The organism is Parachlamydia acanthamoebae (assembly GCF_000875975.1).
In the GTDB taxonomy this organism is placed as follows: Bacteria; Chlamydiota; Chlamydiia; order Chlamydiales; family Parachlamydiaceae; genus Parachlamydia; species Parachlamydia acanthamoebae.
This window is the reverse complement of sequence record NZ_BAWW01000008.1, coordinates 136,089-155,999: the sequence shown is the minus strand read 5'-3', so window position 1 is coordinate 155,999 and position 19,911 is coordinate 136,089. Positions and strand designations below refer to the sequence as shown.

The following is a 19,911-nucleotide window of genomic DNA, read 5'->3' as shown; positions in this document are numbered from 1 at the left end:
CTTTGTACAAGTATTGAACTCATCAACGTCGATGTAAATTTAATGCATCGGCGAAATAATATTAAAACGCCTTATTTCTGAATAGAGCCAATATAAGTAGGGAACAATTGGAGAGAAAGTGTTTTGATCGAATGCCCACAAAAAGGTGAGAAGAGATTTTAGTGTTTATTCGAAAATTGAAAAATGTTTAATAATTGTCCCTTTTTAGTATCTATTTGCAAAATACACCAATTCGAATTTTTTTAATTCAAACTGTAAATGACGATCTAAATGAATTGATCAATTTCATGATTAACGTTAAGAGAAGGGATCACAAATTCTTGAAAGGCGTTTTTAGATCCAATTTCTTGAAGTATTGGAATCTCGCCTGGGAATTCAATCAAGAAATTTGCTTGAAAATTTAGTTCAATTGTACGGAACATCGTGATGTCTGGATGAGTTTTAAATCACACATTTTAAGTTTGGTATGGAGCTACTCTCAAGCCGATTTTCAAGGTTAAGTGAAATGAATTTAAATGAAAAAGTTGTGATTTTCAATTATGCTGCCCCTGCAGGGCGGATCGACTTTTTGGATGGTTTTCACATTGAAGAAGTTGTTAGAAGATGAGGAGATATTTCCTAAGAGAAAATAAAAACAAGGGAATTTGGGAAAGATGGGGCAACCTGGACTTGAATCAGGGACCGACGGGTTATGAGTCCTATTTCATAAAAATAGCCTTCACTTCTTCCTGCTGTTATTGGAGCAATTTAAGTGCAAACCTTGCCAAACTCGCTAATATGGCTATTTTTCATAGGTCCTTACTACCATTAATATTGGTTTTAAGTTCATACATTAGGATTGCGTAAGCAAGAAACGGATCTCTAAATGGGATTTGTTTTTGTATCCCTCTTACCTTATGTTCATAGTAACCCTGTATAAAAGCCTGCTTTATTTCAGATAGGGTCAAACATAAAATTTCTTCGATCGCTTCCGAATCTTCACGTTGAGGAGGCTGATCACCAATTACTTTTGCCATATAAATTGGAACAACAGCACTTTTCTTCGATAGTTTCTCTCTTGGCCGCAGCTTCTACCTTTTCTCCGAAGTTTATGCCACCTCGAGGAAGTTCGATTTCCCAAGAACGCGTCGCATGACGATAATTGCAATTTAAAATAATTTTACCGTTAGACATAACGGGCATTACTGCTACTCCAGGACATGATTCTAAAGAGTTAACCCATAAAATTCTTCCATACACGCCTTTTTTCCCATTCGGAAATATGCACGCATCATTAATCCATAACCAATACTTATCCTTCACTATAACTCCAACATCCCTTGCCGTACTTTCTTCAATTAAAGCCATTTCTTGTGCATCTAAGACAATTTGGATTTCACCATCGGCATAATTTCCTTGAGATTCGATTAACTTTGGAAAATTCTCCAGGAGTTCAAAATATTGTCTTCTAGAACTTTCTCCAGCTTGGACAAACGTGAATAAAGCATGACAAGTGAGGATAAAGGTAAGCGTAAATGAAAACAAAGCTTGCATTGGCCATTGTCCTTAAGTCAAAGAGGTTTTATTATTGATCAAGTATGCTACGTAAAATCATCTATTAAAATCTCCAAGCCAATTCATTTCTACAGCACAAGACGACTGGACCAGTGGGATATGTTGGGATAGCTGTTGCAGCTCTCACAAAATATCCCATTTACTGTTCGAGACCCTTGGCAGCCTGATGATTAGGGCGCAGGAATAGCTTGCATAAAACAGGCAGGACGAAAAGGGTCAAAAATGTCGAGGTGATTAGGCCTCCAATCACGACGATGGCGAGCGGTTTCTGAACCTCAGCTCCTGTACCTGTGGCAAGTGCCATGGGGAGAAAACCAAGCGAAGCGACTAATGCAGTCATCAAAACGGGTCTGAATCGTATTAAAGCGCCTTTAAAAATCGCTTCTAAAGTTGGCATTCCTTCTTTCATGAGTTGTTGAATGCATGACATCATCACCAAGCCATTCAAAACGGCAATTCCTGATAGCGCGATAAATCCAGCAGCAGCTGAAATGGAGAAAGGTATTCCGCAGAGCCATAAGGATGCGATTCCTCCTGTTAAAGCAAATGGCACACCTGTGAAAACAACGAGCGATTCACGTACTGAGTGAAGGGCGCTTAATAGCAGCAGGAAAATCAGAAAAAAGCATAGAGGAATCGCGAGGAATAAACGTTCACGAGATGAGATCAGATGTTCAAATTGACCTCCCCATTCTAACCAATATCCGGGAGGAATCGAAACCTCTGTTTGAATTTTTTCTTTTGCCTGTTTGACAAATGAACCTAAATCCGTCCCACGTACATTCGTTTGGACAGTCACGATGCGCTTTCCATCTTCACGGCTAATTTCATTCAGTCCTTCTGTTAAGTCCAACATGGCCACTTCTCTTAAAGGAATGGACATAGAACTCAGATGGGGCAATGGCAAAGGTAAATTACCAATGGCAGTGACGTCATGTCTTAAATGTTCTGGTAAACGAACAAGAAGGTCAAAACTTCGATCTCCTTGCATGAGAATTCCAGCTTTGCTTCCTCCCACTGCAATGGAAATTAGATCGAAAATATCTGCAATTGGAATGCCTAGCTTATTGGCTTCTTCTCTTTTGACGTTTACTTGTAAAACAGGTAAACCATGTGTATGGGCAACTTGAACGTCTGCCGTTCCGGGTATTTTTGAAAGCGTATGAGCAATGGAATGTGCCGTTTTTTGCATGAGATCGAAATCATCTCCATATACTTTTACAGCTACATCGCTTTTCACCCCTGCAATCAGTTCATTAAAGCGCAATTCAATCGGTTGTGTAAACTCATAGTTGTTTCCCGGAAGCTTTTCCAAGGCATTTTCCAATTTTTCGATCAATGCTGCTTTGGAAAGATAAGGATTTGGCCATTCAGAACGTGGTTTTAGCATCACAAACGTGTCCGATACGTTGGGAGGCATGGGATCAGATGCCATTTCAGCTGTACCTGTTTTAGAGAAAACCAAGGCTACTTCTGGAAAAGATTTTAACGTTTTTTCTACAACTAGCTGCATCGATGTAGATTGTGTTAAGGAAGTGCTAGGGATACGAGAGACGTTGATGGCCAAATCTTTTTCATCCAATGTAGGCACAAATTCTTGTCCCAGTTCTAAAAAGAGGACTGCAGAGCAGATAATGAACAGTGAACCGACAGAAGCAACCGCTAAAGGGCGATGAAGGGCTTTTTCTAAAAAATGGCAATAGACGTTTTTGCAAGTTAGCACAAGCCAGTTTTCTTTTTCCGTCACACGTGTACTTAAAAGAATGGCAAGCAAAGCGGGGATGAAGGTAATCGACAAAATGAAGGCGGCGATGAGAGCAAAAATGACCGTTAAAGCCATGGGTTCAAACATTTTACCTTCGACACCCGAAAAGGTTAGAAGAGGAAAGTAGACGATTAAGATTATGAGCTGCCCATAAACTGTCGGTTGAACCATTTCTTTTGCTGAGGCATAAATTTCATCCAATCTTTCCTGCAAATTCAAGGTTCTGTTTAATTGTTGCTGATGAAGGGCTATGCGACGTAGACAATTTTCAGTGATAATGACTGCGCCATCGACGATCAATCCAAAGTCTAAGGCTCCTAGGCTCATTAAGTTTCCGCTAATTTTGGAATGCAGCATGCCGGCGGCAGTTAATAACATCGAAAGGGGAATAACGCAGGCTGTAACAAAGGCTGCTCGAAAATTGCCCAGCATGAGAAATAGGATACAAATCACGAGCAGGGCACCTTCAGCAAGATTTTTGATAACCGTTTCAATCGTGGCATCTACAAGCGTGGTGCGGTTTAGGACCGTGGTTGTGCGAATATCGGGAGGTAAACTATGCTGGATATGCTGCATTTTTTGATCGACAGCTTGTGCAATGGTGCGACTATTGCCTCCGATCAACATCATGGCTGTGCCAATCACAATTTCACGTCCATTTTCAGATGCACTACCCGAACGCAGCTCCTTTCCAATCACGACATCTGCGACATCTCGAATTTTTATACTTGTGCCATGATGGGCTCTTAAAGTAATTTCACCAATTTGTTCTGGATTTTCGATCCGTCCATCACCTTTTACAACATAGGCTTCACTATTTTGCTCGATGTAGCCTGCACCAACGTTCAGGTTGTTGGATTTCAGCGCTTGCAGAATATCTTGAAAGGTAATACCCAATGCAAGCATTTTTTCAGGGGAAGGTTCTACATGATACTGTAAAGTATATCCACCAATCGAATCTATTTCAGCAAGACCGGGGATTCTTTTAAGTTGAGGGCGAATAATCCAATCCTGGACGGTTCTAAGATAGGCCTCTAATTCTGCCGAGGTTTTAAGTTTTTGTCCTTCAGGAGTTAGATAGGCACCATTTCCTTGCCAGCCTGGCCTTCCTGGCTGAGTATGTGCTCCTATTCCATCTGGGTGTGCGTACTCTACTGTCCACATGTAGATTTCGCTTAAACCGGTGGCAATCGGACCCATGGCAGGATCTATCCCTTCAGGCAAGCTTTCCTTAGCTTCATTTAGTTTTTCAGCAATCTGTTGACGGGCAAAATAAATGTTTACACGATCATCAAAAATAGCTGTGACTTGAGAAAATCCGTTTCGAGAAAGCGAGCGTGTTGTCTCTAAGCCAGGAATTCCGGAAAGGCTATTTTCTATCGGAAAAGTAATCTGCTTTTCCACTTCGGAGGGGGAAAATCCAGACGCTACCGTGTTGATTTGGACCTGATTATTGGTGATATCAGGTACCGCATCGATCGGAAGATATTTCAAACAATAAAGGCCATAACCCGCTGCCATTAACGTTAAAATCAAAACCAGATAGCGATTGGTTACAGAAAACTTAATGATTTTTTCGATCATGCCCAGTCCTTGCAATTTTTAATGTTCATGATGAGCTTCTGCTTTTCCTTGTTCTGCTTTGATTAAAAAGGCATTTTTGACAGCAAAAATTTCACCTGCAGATAGGCCTGAGATAATTTCAATTTGTTTATTATCCTGTCGACCTACTTCCACAGGTCGGATATGAAAGCCTGCTGTTTCTTTAACGAAAATCACTTGCATCCCCTCCATCTTTTGGACAGCTTCTTTGGGAATTACAAGGGGAGGAGAGCAGCAACCTGTTTCAATTTGGGCAAATACGAACGTTCCAGCTGGGCTATTTAAAGCATCTTGCGAAATGAGTGCAACAGCTGTTCCCTTTCGATTTTCCTCGTTCAGCAGAGGACTGACGTAAGAAATTTCAGCAGGAGATTCTCTTCCTTCGCATGTTTGCAACACAATAGGATGACCGACTTTTACTTTGTAAAAATCAGTGGCCGGAATATCTAATTCCACCCAATAAGTTGAAAGGTCTGCAATCTGATAGGCCTCATGTGTTGTTTCAATCAACTCTCCAGGTGTGAGGTGACGATGAACAACGGTTCCTGCAAAGGGCGCCCGCAGCATGTAGTAACGTAGCGGACGGGTGTCTTTATCGAGCTGGTTCACTTCATTCTCTCGAATGCCTAGCGCGAGAAGGTGTTGTTTGGCGAGTTCCAGATCAATGACACTTTCTTCAAAGTTTGCTTCTGCTTGGAGGAAATCTTGTTCGGAAGAGAGTTTCTTTTCATAAAGCTCTTTTTCTTGTTGGAATACTCGATTTTTTAATCTTTCCCGTTTAAGAGCAGCTAAAAAGACGGCTTTGGCTTCTGCCATTTCACGGCTTTCGAGAACAGCCAAGATTTCATTTGCTGCAACAGTGTCGCCGACATTTTTTTTGGCTTCTACGACAATTCCACTCACTTTAGGAACGATGTAAGCGATTTTGTCGGGATGCATTCGAATTCGACCCGATGCGGTAATCATTTCTTTTAAAGTTCCAAACGAAGCCTCTTCGAGAGAAATATTGCCAGAGAAGATTTGTTCGTCAGAAAAGGTAATAAAATCGTCATGATCGTGTTCATGATCACCATGCGCATGATGGTGGTGGTTGTGATGATGATCATCTTCATCTTCAACTTTAAGTTTTTCATTGGGAGATTTTTCCCAAAGAGAAAAAGCTGCTAACAAGCTGATCGCTATGAGGACTAACGCAATAATGACACCGAAAATATTTTTCATCTTTAACCCTAATAAGGTTGGTGTGTGCATAGGAAGTTTGTTCCTATTAAAGTTTCTAAACGTATTTTTGCCTCGTGGTAATCTCTTAAGTATTCCAAATATTCTTCACGCAGTGCAAAAATGGTATTTTTCATTTCCATCCAATCTCCAAACCCGATTTTACCTTTTTGATAACCTTCTTCAGTCAATTCCATGGTTTGCAGGGCTTCATTAAGCATTTCTGTTTCTACCATCTTGGCATGTTGATAGGCAGTTGAGAAATGTTGATAGGCCTCTAAAAATTCTGCTCGTAATTCTTGATACACTTTGGTTTGAGCCAATTGAGCTTGATTTAGGCGATGGTTAGCTTTACAAATGTTTTCTTGATTACGATTAAAAATAGGTAGTGGGATGGCGAAGTCAAAACAAAAACCATCATCAAGTGAGTAAGCGGCTGTTACCTCGACATTCGGGACTCTTTCTTCCCTTTGCAAATGTAAGCTTTCGAGAGCCAAATGGACCCCATCTGTTTCCTTCAAATAGCGAGGATTTTTTTTTAATAATCCCTCTAAATACTCGCGGGGTGGAGGGGAAGGTAGTGAAAATAACGGGTATGAAACCGATTTAAAATCCGGCTCAACCTTTCCCCATTTCATACAAAGTCCCTTCTTAATTTTATCAAAGTTCGCTTGCAATTTCGTACAAGCTAATTGGCTTGATCGATGGGCGATTTGGGCTTTGCAGGCGTGAAGGGAGTCTTTTTTTCCTATGGCAACTTTTGAATTTGAGCTTTGTAGAATTTTTTCAGAGAGCAATCGACGCTCATCCACAATTTTCATTTTCTCTTGCATCAATGCAATGTGGAGAAAGGCTAAGGAAACCTCCTGACGTAAATCCCTACATAGGATTTCCACAGTCCACTCTGCTATGGATTTCCCTTTTGAGGCTACTCGATAGCGTTGGACTCGTTTCCCGGCAGGTTCAATAATTTGAGATACGGCATAGGTCATGTCATGGTCGACTTCGAGAACAAATAGCGGATTCGGATAAAGGGTCGCTTGCCTCTGCTCAGCTTGCCAGATCGCTGTTTCCTCATTGGCAATTTGCAGCATAGGTGAGCTTTGTAAAACTCTTTGCCAAGCTGTTTCAAAATCAAGAGGGAATGTTTCGACATCCTCTCCTAAAATAGGCTGAAAGCTGATCAAAGCGAGGAGTGGAAAAAAATATAAATAACGAGTGTTCATTTTTAACTACTATGTTTCGTTCAAAAGCGGATTGTGTCAGATTCTAAAAAAAAATCAAAGTTGAAATTTTAATATAATCAAAATGAGAGCTCTTGTTGATTTAAATCTTTGATTTGGTACTATCGGCTCATGTTATCAATAGACGCGGGGACTTACATGGAATATAGACGATTAGGAAAAGCGGGTCTAAAGGTCAGTGAACTATCTTTTGGATCCTGGATTACTTTTGGAAGCAATTTAAATTTAAATAACATCCGACAGTGCTTAAAAATGGCTTTTGATGCGGGGATCAATTTTTTTGATAATGCAGAAGTTTATGCAAATGGCGCTTCTGAGCTTTTGATGGGAGAAGCTATAAAGGATCTGCGAAGAGAAGACCTCGTGATATCAACAAAAATTTTTTGGGGAGGCAAAGGACCCAATGCGACAGGATTAAACTGGAAACATCTTGTAGAAGGGACAAAAGGGTCATTACGTCGCCTACAACTTGACTATGTAGATCTTTTATTTTGCCATCGACCAGATCCTACTACACCCATTGAAGAAACAGTCAGGGCTATGGATGTTTTAGTACGATCAGGATTGGCTTTTTATTGGGGCACGTCAGAATGGCGTGCAGAAGATATCGAAGAAGCTCATCAGATTGCACGGGCAATTCATGCTATTCCACCAGCTATGGAGCAACCAGAATATAATATGTTTCAACGTGCACGGGTAGAGGAAGAATATGCCTCTCTTTACCATAAATATGGAATGGGAACCACCATTTGGAGTCCACTTGAATCTGGCATTCTTACAGGCAAATATAATGAAGAAATTCCTCCAGGAAGTCGCCTGTACCGACATGAAGAATTACGTAATCGATTGACGAAAGAAAAAATTGCAAAAGTGAAAGCATTAGAAAAAATCGCGCACGAATTATCTTGCACCTTATCTCAGTTAGCCATTGCTTGGTGCCTAAAAAATCCCCATGTGAGTTCTGTAATCTTAGGGGCATCATCAATCCCTCAACTACAAGAAAATTTGGGAGCGGAACAAGTTAAGCTGCAGCTGACCGATGAAGTCATGCAGGCGATCGAAGGTATTTTACAAAGTTGAATGACGCAAGGTTAAGGATAAAGAACATGAATCAAAAAGTCGCCCTTGTGACAGGCGGAAATAAGGGGTTGGGATTAGAAACGTGTCGACAGCTAGGAGCTCAAGGATTTCAAATTCTTTTAACAAGCCGAGACCCTGCAAAGGGGAAACCTAGAGTTGAAGAATTGCGAAAACAAGGTATTAATGCAACTTACTATCCACTAGATGTTGCAAGCTCAAAAAGTATTGAAGAGCTTTTTCATAGTATTTTAAAAGAGATTGGACACTTAGATGTTTTAGTGAACAATGCCGCTATTTTTATTGATGCCGATCAATCAAAACCTCGTGATGTGATTTTAAGAGAAACACTCGAGACAAATGTGGTTGGAGCCTATCATCTATGTGAACTTTTTGCTCCCGTCATGTATAGACAAAAGTGGGGGCGTATCGTCAACGTCTCAAGTGGTGCTGGCCAGCTTTGTGAAATGTCTGGTGAATACGAGGCCTATGCGATTTCGAAAACGGCTTTAAATGCTGTGACCTGTGTCTTTGCTGCTAAAATGAAAGGCGTTGATGTACTGGTCAATTCCATATGTCCAGGATGGGTTAAAACAGATATGGGAGGAGAAAGTGCACCGCGATCGCTAGAAGAGGGGGGTAAAAGCATTGTCTGGGGAGCTTTATTGCCTACAGGCGGTCCATCAGGCGGATTTTTCCGTGATGGACAGCCTCTAGACTGGTAGACGATTAGAAATTGAAGTTAAGCATTGCTCCAACGTAGGGCGCACTGTCAAATTTCAAGTGTGTCGCATGGTTGTGATTGCGGTTGGAAATTTTAAGTTTTCCACCTGAACTATAACCAATATGAGCATCTGCTGTAATGTAAGGATCCCATTCATATCTAATGGCCCACTCCACACCCACATTCCGATATTCAATAATGCCTTTTCCCAAAGGTTCATTTGAACCGACACGGCAGCGTGCGCTAAAAAAACGTGCGGCCACAAGCGTGCACCAATGCGGATCAAATGTATAAACAAGAGACATTTTCACTGGAAAAACAGCATTTAGCTTCCAGTCACGACTAAATTGCCAGTCGAAACCTAAGACGGGAACGACGCGATCAGCTTCCATCCCTGTTTGGGCATAAAAGCCTAAATGGATTCCCGCTAAACAAGAATAGGTATAGCGGCCCCACAAAAGTAAATCCCAGGTGGAGTAATCGTCAAAATCGGGATGATCAATATCTAAGGCATAAAGAATTTGAGCTTTCCAATCCCAATCGCATAAACGTTTCGTAAAGCCTGTGATTAGCACATTGTAGGCATTAAAGTTTTGTTGATCAAAAAAAGGATTTTGGTCCCATGCTATTTTATTATAGGTGTAACCAACGCCGAGAGCTAAGCCTTCCTCGCAGGCACGATTGTAATAGACAACCGCGTTAAGTGAAGTCTCACCCTGTTGAAACCGAAGTTTTTGGTGATCGATTTCGTCTTTTGTGAACTTTGCAGGAGCAACAGCATCAAAACTCGTAAGAAGTGTAAATGGTCCTCCTTGGACATCTGCATTTTTTGTGATTTGCTCAGTCGAAATTGCAGTTTCTTCTACATCAGCATGCAATGTTGACATGCAGATTAGAAGTGTCGGAAGGAGAAAGCGGACTAGGTATTTCACGAGAAGCTCCACTTGGTAAAGGTTCTAAAAGAAGTTATTTGTATACGAAGTAAAACATCTCGTCAAGAATTAGATGAGCATCATGTTTTGTTTTTTGGAGAAGCGATCATTCCAAAATTGCGAAAATCATTTTAAGCCTGATATTTGAATTTGGAGAAAATAGAGAAAAATGTTGATTACTATTTTCAATTTTAATATAAACCCTCTGTTTTATTCATTTTTATTTTGAAGAGGGTGACATGAGATCTTTTCTAAATCTACTAGCCAGCCTAATTTTGCTCCTTAACCCCTTGATGGCAGAAGAAAATCTCACGTCTGAACCCTCGAACGAAGTGGTTAAAATTCCCCGCTCAACGACGGATGACAGTGATGGCCGTATTTCTTTTGCCAACCTTTTAGGCCCATGATAGAATCCATGCTGATACAAGTTAAAAGATATCTACCTTTAAAAATTTTAAAAATCGAATGGAATGGAACCACTTTTCATATGCACGGATCTTCTTGGGGTTTTAGTTCCTTAAGTTCTTGGCGAATTTCAGCAGAAAAAAAGATAGTATTTGGATGTTTTGATAAAGATTCTACGAGTCTTATTGCCAATTTTGAAAACATGGAAATTAAAGAAATTGGATTTCAAAATGAATCGTTGAAAATTGATCCGGTATTTTTCTTATCTAATGGGCAGAAAATAGAAATTTTTTCAACAGATACTTATGAGCCTTGGATTTTTCACTTAGATCAATTAGGAACTTATGTTGCAACTCCAAGTGAGCCGAACGATTTTGATTAGGCATATAGTGGAACTGCCTCCTTCAGATCATTATGATTTGTGCAATGGAAGTTATCAGAAAGAGGTAGTCCTAAATATGTAATGATCGATGTTGATTGTAATCACAAATAAAATATTTGATCATCCCGACATGATTTACAAGTTTCTTTGAGAATGATAGCGTTTTTCTTGCAAGTCGTACACATCTTTGTCTGAGCGTATTATTAAATCTTTCAATGTAACTCGTTTTTCCTGATTCCTTTCCGACTGGTCGGTGTTGTATCCAAGGAACAACTTCATAGTACACTGAGAATTTATCTGTATAAGATAGCTTTTTTTTAAGTCTTCAGGTAATTTTCCCAGCAAGCGTTCAGCATCTTTTTGTGTGCGTTTTACCCACATGCTTCGCTAAACTTGTCGCGTAGGCAAGTGAAAAGCTAGCCAAAGCCATTGCTGATTATTCTTGCTCCCTACATAGCTCCACTGTTCATCCAATTCAGTAACGGCGACTTCGAACTCTTCTGTGTTAGTTACTGTGGTATTTAAGTTCTCAGGCAAATCCTCAACAATTTCGTTAATGAATTATAAAAGCCACGGCATACTGACGGTAAAAATTCGACAAATGCCCTCGAGATATGATCAAAAGTTGTGTATGAGGTGAAAAAAAGAGATTGAGTTGTATATCCTCATTTCCAGGTCGTTGAAGCAATGCGTCGTCAAGTATGTAGCTGTCTGGAGCTACTTGTATAGGATCTTGGTACGCCATAGGTATACTGTCTGCGTATAGCTTCCAATTCTAAAAATTCACGTAAAGCATCTCGGTTGGTATTATTTGATGTTTCCCAGTAGCGACGAATGGGGGCCCATGCATCGCCAAGCCCTTCTTCATAGGCATTCTCATTTTGTGAAATTATGGCTCGGATCCGTTTTTGGTTGAGAAAGAGCCAGACGAAGTCCTGTGGGAGCACCATAATCAAATAAATGACGTATTGATCAAGACCAAGAGCATTTACAAATGCAGCGGTGGTTTTAGCAAAGTTTTCAAATGTATAGGTATGGTTTCGTTCCGAGGAACAACTGTATTGATTACATCAATAAGATTGAGCTAAATTTTTATCTATATCTTTTCTGTCCGATTTTATTGCTATTTTTTAAGGGAAATGTTATTTTTTTTAATTTAATTTAATTAAATCCATAGGTAAGGTTGATAATGACTCCATTAAGTTTTAATAAAGCGATTAGTTTTAATTCGGGAATGTCTGTTGCTTTTTTTGATGCATATTTTTCTTTTTCAGGAAGAAAATATCGGGTGATCGCACCTTGCACAGTTAATGGAATTAATGGGCACCATGTGGAAGAAATTCAAGTTAAACAGAGTATTCCCCTTAATATTCTAAAAGTTGCAAGTTTTATAACAGGAGTTGTTCCGCTTATCATGTTTGTTGGAAAGCTCATCGGTCGCCACAAGCATGCATTTTTTATTAATCAACCCGTTACTCCCTCTAAACCTCAGGTGAAACCTCAAAAAAAAGCAGCGCATAAAGTGGTAGTATTGGCTGCTAATCCACAAAAAATTCAGGAAAGAACTGCGGCAATTGAACATTTTAAAAATAACGCTTTATGTATTTTCAACAATAAAGCGGGTGCTGAAAAAACCTTTGATTTAACTTTGGATGAGCAACAAAAAAGAATTTTAGAAAAAATTAATTGGGATAATCCCCGAGCTCTTGAGGGTGGAAAAGTTGTGCGAGGTGGGTGTAATCGAGTCTTCTTTTTGGATTGCATGCCTCATGTTGTGTTTAAACCTATGGACGATTTCCAAAAAGCTCAAGAATATATAGACGTTGTAGAACGCGCTCGGAAAGTTGTGAATAAAAAGAATTTATATACCATTCGGATCCCAGCCACAGATGTGATTGAGGTGAATGGAAGATGTGTAATCATCCAAGAGAAAATGGATCTATTTGCAGGGAGTTATGCTGGGCAAAAGGGGATGCATGCTTATTGTTGGAATGACCCAGAGCTGAGAGAATATACAAAAATTGTTTATTCTCACCTTCTAACCTTTATTTCTACTACCAATTTTGGGGATGTAAAATATGATAACATCCCTTTTACAAGAGAAGGGCAAATTGCTTTGATTGATCTTGATGAGACTTCTCTCGTTGGAGGATTGTTACGTGGAGCAGCAGGCAAAAATAACGGATTTTTTAATAGTATTCCTTTGGATATGATGGATTATTATTGTGAAGAGGCCAAATCGCAGTTGGATGGTAAGAGTTATCAAGCACTAAATGCCGAAATTCCTAAAATCAAAAACCGCCTCAATCGAAAAATAGTGAAGCGGGAAGCTTATCTCAAATACCTTTCTTCTCATGAAATTGAGGAAGCAACCCAAAAAATTAATCCAGATTTACCTGTTATATTTGCAGACGCATGTAGACAACAAATCGCGAAGGCTATGGTGGAACTACTTAATGATGAGTTGGAGAAAACGGATAATTATGCTCTATCAGAGGGAAGAACGATAGAATTGCGAGCGAATATTGGAGATCCGTTAACTGCACAGGTACAAAACATTTGGAAAAGTCATCATGGAAAAGCTCTTCTGTACAACAAGTTGTGTAATCCGGATGATCCCACACCTCTTTTTGAAACAGTTATTTCGGAAGTGGCGACAGCTTTAATCAATGCCGGATTCATTCATCGATACAAAATAATACCTCACTACCATTATGCGAAAATTGCATGCTAAGAGGAAAGTGAGGCTAATTGAGGCTCCTTAGCTACACTCTTTCCGGCCATTCGGGCAAGCTCAGCTTGCCTTTTTTTCTTATCTAAACGTTCAATAGAAGAATAGGTGCGCCCTTCTTTCTCTTGTTTAAAGATATGCCAATGCGCAAAAGCATGCTGGGCAACTTGGGGGAAATGGGTGATACATAGCACCTGATGCTGTTGGCCAATTTCTTTTAGCTTTTCTCCTACAATTGCCGCAGTCTCACCCCCAATATTAGCATCGATTTCGTCAAAGATGAGTGTCGGGATTTGTCCATGACCCGCTAGCAATGTTTGCAAGGCGAGCATTAATCGGGAGAGTTCTCCACCACTGGCGCATTCTCGAATGGCAATTTCTTTTTCCCCTACATTTGGAGAAAGGAAAAATTCAATATGCTCATCACCCATTCGATTTCTAGCCTGAGGTGTGATTCTTACGTGAAATTCAACCTTGGGCATATTTAGAGAGCGAAGCTCATTTTGCAAAGCAATTTCTAATAGCTTAGCAGAGCTTTTTCTTTGTTCAGAAAGTCTTTGACAAAGCTCTGTATTCGATGCTGCCAGCTTGAGAACCTCTTCTTGTAAGGCTTCAATTTCGTTGGAAACATTTTCTAATGTATGCAGTTTTTGCTTCGTTTTTTCCTGATAGGTGTAAATCTCTTCGATGGAAGAGCCATATTTTCTTTTGAGTTTATTGATCAAGGAAAGTCGTTCGTTAATGATGTGCATCCTTTCGGGACATACATCAATTTTATTCATGTAAGCTTGCATCGAATAGGCCACTTCTTGCAATTCAAGACGCGCGTGATGACAGGATTGATAAATTTCATGAATCATTGGATCTAGAGCTGCCAATTTTTCCAGTACACCCACATATTGATTCAAAAGAGGAAGCAAGGCATCGCGCTTAGATTGTAATCCCTGATAAACTGTTTGGCTTTTTGATAGTCGCTCTTCGCTGTTCGAAAGGAGAAGATATTCAGCAAACAGTTCTTCATCTTCCCCATTTTTTAAGTCGGCTTCATTGAGCTCTTCCAGTTCATATAGGCAGACTTCTATCTCGCGCAGTCTCTGCGCTTCTGCGGCGATGAGCTGTGCAATTTTTTTTCTGAGCACATTTTCTTTATCCCAATTATACTGAAATTGGTTGATTAACACATGGTGTGAGCCGTAAAGATCTAAAATCAACCGGTGGTGATCGGTTGAAAAAAGATTTTGTGTTGCATGTTGGCTGATCATCTCAAGTAGCTGCTCACCAATTTTTTTTAATAGGGCTTGTTGAACACACTGGTTATTGATGAAAGCGCGACTTTTCCCTTGTAGGGAGATTTCTCTGCGAACGATGAGTTCTTCTTCTGTTGCGTGTTCAATTCCGGCCTCTTCCAAAAGATTTTGGACAATGGGTAAATGTTCAATATCGAATATGGCTTCGACACTCCCTTTGTCGGCACCATTCCTAATCAAGGAAGAGTCGGCTCGAGAACCTGCAATAAGGGCGAGGGCGTGCATGATGGCAGATTTGCCGGCACCCGTTTCTCCTGAAAGAACGTTGAGGTGGTCTTCAAAGGGGATTTCAACATTTTCAATAAGAATAAGGTTGCGAATAGTAAGATGTTTCAGCATGGGAACAAAAAATAACTATTTTTCTATGGATTGTGCAATAAGATTTTTGAGCTTTCCGTCGCTGAAATCGCGCATGTAGCCTGAAGGATTTAAATCAGGAGCAGAGAAGAGAAGATTCTGTCCAATATAGCCTACAGGAGTGATGGTCAGTTCTGGGTGCTTAAAACGATAAATGATAATTTTTTCAAAATCAACTTGGTCGTTTTGATTTTCGTATGTTTTCTTTTCAACAGGCTGTGAAAGATTTAAGTATTTCACGAGTTCAACTTGTTGTTCAAGACTTAAGGTGTGTGGTTTTCCCTCACGCTCGATAGTCACAGCTTTGATATCGTTTAGATCAATGTGATTTTTTTGGATACTTGCCGTATTGAGATTTGGAGAGAAATTCATCAAAAACAAGATTCCCATTCCGACCAAAACTAACAATGTCATGAGCCAAAGTGTGCTTGAATTCATAGAGGTGTCTCTATTTAAAGGGGTTTTTCTTAATTTTGATTTTGAGGTTAAGTCAAAATAGAGTCAAGAGTTTTAAAATGAAGTTTACAAACTTTTTCTAAGGCTTCTTTTCCATATTGTCTTGCAAATTGTCTTCCAATTTCAATCGTTTTAGCAGAAGCCCCTTTTGGCAGAGGAAGTTCAAATTCTCTGCTGAGTTTCTCAAGCCCTTCTAAAAAGGCTGCACGTGCGAGAATGGAGGCGGCTGCCACAACAACATCCTCTTCAGCTCGGTGTCTTTGAGTGAGATTGACCTTGAGCTTCTTTCTGCTTAATGCGGTAATGACAATATGCTCGGCCGCAAATTGGTCAATGACGACATCTTGACACTGTGTTTTTTCTACAAGATTTTCGATAGTTGTCGCGTGTCCCCATGCAAGTAAGCGATTGAGGTTAAGAAATTTTCCATAAAGTTCATTATATTTTAAAGGGTTAATGCGCACGATGTGATAAGTGAAGGATTCTCGAATCTTGGCACTTATTTTTAAAATGTCTTTGTCGGTGATTGTTTTAGAATCCCGTACACCAAGGGCTTTTAGACGCAAAATATCCTGCCCTTCTGCAAAAACACCAGCAATACATAAAGGCCCGAAAAAATCACCTTTTCCCGATTCATCAATGCCGATACGTCCAAGGAGGTTTTCTTGTGTGGTATGGATTTGTTCCGGGTAGGTATAAGCACACGATTTTAAAATGTGTGGTTCTAGATAGAATTCAATAAACGTGTCTTTATCTTTTCCTTGGACAGTCAATTTTCCCGATTGATAAAGCGTGCATGAAATGCCCTTCTTTTTTGCTGAAAACAGTGTGTAAGGAGGTGTTGACAAGGTGAAGCCTTGTTCAATGAGATCGCTTTGAAGTTGCTTTGCCAAGGAAAGATCAATAGCTGCAACAAAAGTATTGGGATTAGATTTATCTTGCATGTGCCAAAAAAGGATTAGGTTTTCAGCAAGTATACAAAATCTCCATTTTGCTTTCATGTGAAAACGAACGATAATACCCGCGGGATGCAACAAAAAAGCTAAAAACTCTCTTTACGAAATAAATAAAATCAACTTGTTTTAAGATTAATTCGTTTTCATGTATAAATGAAAGGAATAGAAAGTGTGCATAATTTTAACTAGGAGAGGGAAATCAGTTTCCCTGATTAAATCATATGAAAGAAGATGCCAAAAGTTTGGGTGAAGTTTTTAAACACAAACGAAAAGAATTAAATCTTTCGCTTAAAGAAGTTGAAAACGCAACTTCTATTCGAATGAGCCATTTACTCTCAATCGAAGAAGGGGAGTTACAGAAAGTGATCTCTCCTATTTATGCGCAGGGCTTTGTCAAGCAATACGCTTCGTTTTTAGGTGTAGATGGAGATAAGCTTGTCAAAGAATTTCCACACATTTTCAACAAAGGGATTTCGCAAGAGTTTTCTTATGGAATCGGAACTTTGGAAATGCGAGGCAATCCTGGCGCGGGTATTAAGTGGTTTCCAAATGCTATGTGGGTAGTTGCCTTTATTGCCATTTTAGGGGGAGCTTGGTATTTAGCAAAAATTCTTGAGGTTCTTTGATGTCTTCAGAACCGGTTCCTCAAAAACTTAAGTGGGGAAAAGGACTGAAGGTTTTACTCTCAGGAATGTGTATGGGCGCATGTGATCTTGTTCCCGGCATTTCTGGAGGGACTGTCGCTTTTTTGATGGGATTCTACTCTCAACTTTTAGACAGCCTTAAAAGCTTAAATTTATCGGCTTTTAGGTTGTTGCTTCAATTTAAATTCCAGGCTTTTTTTCAGACAATTGCTTGGAGCTTTTTGCTTCCTTTGCTAGCGGGAATCATCATCGCGATGGCTTCTTTGGCGCAAATTTTCGATTTCATATTAAATCATGAAAGTTACCGCACTTTTTTATATGCAGGCTTTTGTGGGCTTATTGCAGCCTCCGCTTATTTTTGTCTTAGGCAGATTAAGCATTGGCGAGGAATTCATCTTGCCATGTTATGCCTAGGGTTATGTCTTGCAAGTGTGTTAACAGGGCCGTTGCCTCAGTCGCAAGCCAAAGAAAAGGTATATGAGGTACGTTTACCAGAATCCATTCAGCTTGTTGCTAATGACAGGGCGATTCAAAATTACGTGCAATCCACTCATGCATTAACACAAGTTCGCTTAGAGACGCTTTCGGCGATGTCAGCTAAGAAAATTATCGATGAAGAAACGTGGATTTATGATCAGGATTTGGAACAGTCATTTCAGCTAAAAGATCTACGTATTATCTCGTATCGTACGTGGATTGATCTTGGATTAATAGGTGCAGGGATGCTTGCTATTAGTGCGATGCTGCTTCCTGGAATTTCGGGTAGTTATGTATTGACTGTTTTGGGGGTTTATCCGACTGCGATCGCGGCATTGGCCGATTTTATCAAAGCTTTGCGTCAATTTAGCTTCGATTCTGATGCCTTTTGTGTTCTATTAAATCTAGGTTTGGGGATTGTTCTGGGAGGTCTTCTATTTTGCAGGTTATTAAGTTGGCTTTTGCAAAACTGGTACCAAGGAGCCGTTGCTTTTTTAACGGGTGCTATGTTGGGCGCTAGCCGCACCATTTGGCCTTTTTGGAATTACCAATATTTTCTTTTGCCTTTACACTTGGAAAAAGGTGTTCAATTAAGTCCTAGTGAACCTTTTATGCCTGGTTTAGATTCTCCCTTATTTTGGAGCAGTCTTGGCATATCTATTACGACATTTGGATTTGTGTTGGGGCTCGAGTTCTTTGCATCTTATTTAAGATCTAAGCAGTCCATTCGCATAGTTTAAGCGATAGAGTGTTAACCCATGTGCAGGAGCTGTCATGCCAATTTTCGCTCTATCTCGACAGCTTAAAAGAAGCGGGATGTCTTCACAGCGTAGTTTGCCTTTTCCAACAAAAATCAGAGTGCCCACAATGTTGCGCACCATTTTATATAAAAAAGATTTTCCCATAACCTGGAAATAAAAATGGTGTGCATCGGTTTCGTGAATTTGAATGTTTAAGACTTCGCGCACATGATGGGTATAGCTTTCACTTGGTTTTAAATTGCAAAAAGCAGAAAAGTCATGCGTTCCAACAAGTTGTTCTGCTGCTTTTTTGATCAATTCTTTGTCTAAATGACCCGGACAGTGCCAAGCATAAAAGCGATGATTAGGAGGTTGGATTGGTCCAGTTGAAATATAATAACGGTATTCTTTGGATAAACAGTCTAATGTTGGGTGAAAATGATCAGGTGCAATTTGCGCATCCAACACCACAATATCTTTGGGGAGCAGTCTATTTAAGCTATTGGTAATTTTATTTAAATCAATGGGTTTTTCCGTAAAAAAATTCACCACTTGTTCATGTGCATGTACACCAGCATCGGTCCGGCTAGCAGCTTGTAGAATAATGGGTTCTTGGAGGATTTGATGGAGAACATTTTCGAGGTTTTCTTCAATGCTAGGACCCATGGAGGTCTTTTGCCAACCAAGGAAACGTCCTCCGTCGTAGGAAATGATTAAGCGAATATTCTTCATGCAGGAGGCAATGTTTTCACAAAATTTTCAACGCCTTCAAGAAAACGTTGAATGGCTAATAAAATAAGGACCATTCCCATCAATTTTTCAAAAGCAACTAATCCGTTGTTTCCAAGCACTGTGTATAACCGGTTAGAAAAGAGAAGGATGATTGAAGCTAATCCCCACGCAATAAAAATACTGCCAAGCATAAGCGGTACACTCGTTTCCATATGGGCATAGAGCATAATTGTGGCTAAAAGGGATGGACCTGCGACTAAAGGGATGGCCAAAGGAATGATAAAGGGCTCTTCCTGAGGAAGGTTACTGCGAGGACTGTCTTTGGATGGGAATAAAATTTTTAAAGCTGCTAAGAAAAGGATGATCCCAGAGGAGATCTGTACGGTTGTTTCTGTGACCTGTAAATATTCAAAGATCACTTCGCCCAAAAAATTAAATACGAGCATCGTGAATAATGCGATGAGCATTTCTCGCATGATGATGATTTTTTGTTTCTTAGGATCAATTCGTTTGAGCATTTCGCGAAACGATCCAATATTGCCCAAAGGATCCATAATTAAAAAGAGAACTAATGTAATAGAAAAAAGCGAAAGATCATTCATGGAGAA

18 protein-coding genes and 1 pseudogene are annotated in these 19,911 nt (G+C 39.9%); 7 read left to right on the top strand and 12 right to left on the bottom strand.

The features are described 5' to 3' along the window. Positions 1-996: 996 nt before the first annotated feature. From AOM43_RS04695 to AOM43_RS04680, 4 genes are all read right to left on the bottom strand, one after another. Positions 997-1,533, bottom strand: a complete 537-nt coding sequence (locus AOM43_RS04695; protein ID WP_039377219.1) for an NUDIX hydrolase — start codon at positions 1,531-1,533, stop codon at positions 997-999. 160 nt (positions 1,534-1,693) lie between these two features. After that, positions 1,694-4,903, bottom strand: coding sequence for an efflux RND transporter permease subunit (locus AOM43_RS04690; RefSeq protein WP_059359263.1), 3,210 nt, complete (start codon positions 4,901-4,903; stop codon positions 1,694-1,696). Between the two features lie 18 nt (positions 4,904-4,921). Continuing rightward, entirely contained in the window at positions 4,922-6,142 is a 1,221-nt protein-coding gene (locus AOM43_RS04685; protein WP_006340626.1) for an efflux RND transporter periplasmic adaptor subunit, read from the bottom strand. A gap of 8 nt (positions 6,143-6,150) precedes the next feature. Beyond that, positions 6,151-7,365, bottom strand: a complete 1,215-nt coding sequence (locus AOM43_RS04680) for a TolC family protein (RefSeq protein WP_039377207.1) — start codon at positions 7,363-7,365, stop codon at positions 6,151-6,153. Between the two features lie 156 nt (positions 7,366-7,521). Between AOM43_RS04680 and AOM43_RS04675 the strand changes: the two genes are divergently transcribed. Next, entirely contained in the window at positions 7,522-8,463 is a 942-nt protein-coding gene (locus AOM43_RS04675; protein WP_006340624.1) for a potassium channel beta subunit family protein, read from the top strand. 26 nt (positions 8,464-8,489) lie between these two features. Then, positions 8,490-9,185 carry an SDR family oxidoreductase gene (locus tag AOM43_RS04670; protein ID WP_059359261.1) on the top strand — a complete coding sequence of 232 codons (696 nt, stop codon included), beginning with the start codon at positions 8,490-8,492 and terminating at the stop codon, positions 9,183-9,185. Positions 9,186-9,189: 4 nt separating this feature from the next. Here the strand turns inward: AOM43_RS04670 and AOM43_RS04665 are convergent, their stop codons facing one another. Further along, positions 9,190-10,116: a hypothetical protein gene (locus tag AOM43_RS04665; RefSeq protein ID WP_013925203.1), complete on the bottom strand. Its 927-nt coding sequence runs from the start codon at positions 10,114-10,116 to the stop codon at positions 9,190-9,192. A 239-nt stretch (positions 10,117-10,355) separates the two neighbouring features. On the opposite strand from AOM43_RS04665, the gene AOM43_RS13395 reads away from it, so the two are divergent. Beyond that, the gene (locus AOM43_RS13395) at positions 10,356-10,523 is read left to right on the top strand and encodes a hypothetical protein (protein WP_161792754.1); all 168 of its coding nucleotides are present in this window, start codon (positions 10,356-10,358) and stop codon (positions 10,521-10,523) included. Positions 10,524-10,531: 8 nt separating this feature from the next. Beyond that, on the top strand, positions 10,532-10,903 hold the full coding sequence (locus tag AOM43_RS04660; protein ID WP_059359259.1) for a hypothetical protein: 372 nt from the start codon (positions 10,532-10,534) through the stop codon (positions 10,901-10,903). Positions 10,904-10,973: 70 nt separating this feature from the next. Here the strand turns inward: AOM43_RS04660 and AOM43_RS13655 are convergent. Continuing rightward, positions 10,974-11,515, bottom strand: a pseudogene (locus AOM43_RS13655) (IS1 family transposase); the annotation flags it as partial. An 83-nt stretch (positions 11,516-11,598) separates the two neighbouring features. Continuing rightward, the gene (locus AOM43_RS13275) at positions 11,599-11,853 is read right to left on the bottom strand and encodes a hypothetical protein (protein ID WP_006341272.1); all 255 of its coding nucleotides are present in this window, start codon (positions 11,851-11,853) and stop codon (positions 11,599-11,601) included. A gap of 239 nt (positions 11,854-12,092) precedes the next feature. On the opposite strand from AOM43_RS13275, the gene AOM43_RS04650 reads away from it, so the two are divergent. Beyond that, a complete protein-coding gene (locus AOM43_RS04650) occupies positions 12,093-13,637 on the top strand; it encodes a hypothetical protein (RefSeq protein ID WP_226987397.1) in 1,545 nt (514 codons plus the stop codon). On the opposite strand, the gene recN is transcribed toward AOM43_RS04650, so the two are convergent. Genes recN through rnhC form a run of 3 tightly spaced genes read right to left on the bottom strand, consistent with a single transcriptional unit; the run spans position 13,634 to position 16,698 of the window. Then, on the bottom strand, positions 13,634-15,280 hold the full coding sequence (recN, locus tag AOM43_RS04645) for a DNA repair protein RecN (protein ID WP_059359256.1): 1,647 nt from the start codon (positions 15,278-15,280) through the stop codon (positions 13,634-13,636). The two genes, AOM43_RS04650 and recN, sit on opposite strands and share 4 nt — an antisense overlap. Before the next feature lie 15 nt (positions 15,281-15,295). After that, positions 15,296-15,736: a hypothetical protein gene (locus AOM43_RS04640; protein ID WP_059359254.1), complete on the bottom strand. Its 441-nt coding sequence runs from the start codon at positions 15,734-15,736 to the stop codon at positions 15,296-15,298. A gap of 47 nt (positions 15,737-15,783) precedes the next feature. After that, the gene (gene rnhC / locus AOM43_RS04635) at positions 15,784-16,698 is read right to left on the bottom strand and encodes a ribonuclease HIII (RefSeq protein ID WP_059359382.1); all 915 of its coding nucleotides are present in this window, start codon (positions 16,696-16,698) and stop codon (positions 15,784-15,786) included. 233 nt (positions 16,699-16,931) lie between these two features. Between rnhC and AOM43_RS04630 the strand changes: the two genes are divergently transcribed. Together AOM43_RS04630 and AOM43_RS04625 are read left to right on the top strand one after the other, a co-directional pair. After that, a complete protein-coding gene (locus tag AOM43_RS04630) occupies positions 16,932-17,336 on the top strand; it encodes a helix-turn-helix domain-containing protein (RefSeq protein ID WP_006341266.1) in 405 nt (134 codons plus the stop codon). Next, a complete protein-coding gene (locus tag AOM43_RS04625) occupies positions 17,336-18,571 on the top strand; it encodes a DUF368 domain-containing protein (RefSeq protein WP_059359252.1) in 1,236 nt (411 codons plus the stop codon). The genes AOM43_RS04630 and AOM43_RS04625 overlap by 1 nt, the downstream gene beginning before the upstream one ends. Here AOM43_RS04625 and truA read toward each other — a convergent pair. Beyond that, positions 18,539-19,303 (bottom strand): tRNA pseudouridine(38-40) synthase TruA, encoded by a 765-nt coding sequence (gene truA / locus AOM43_RS04620; RefSeq protein WP_059359250.1) that lies wholly within the window; start codon positions 19,301-19,303, stop codon positions 18,539-18,541. The genes AOM43_RS04625 and truA overlap by 33 nt on opposite strands. Next, a complete protein-coding gene (locus AOM43_RS04615; protein ID WP_006341263.1) occupies positions 19,300-19,905 on the bottom strand; it encodes a MarC family protein in 606 nt (201 codons plus the stop codon). The genes truA and AOM43_RS04615 overlap by 4 nt, the downstream gene beginning before the upstream one ends. Positions 19,906-19,911: the final 6 nt, after the last annotated feature.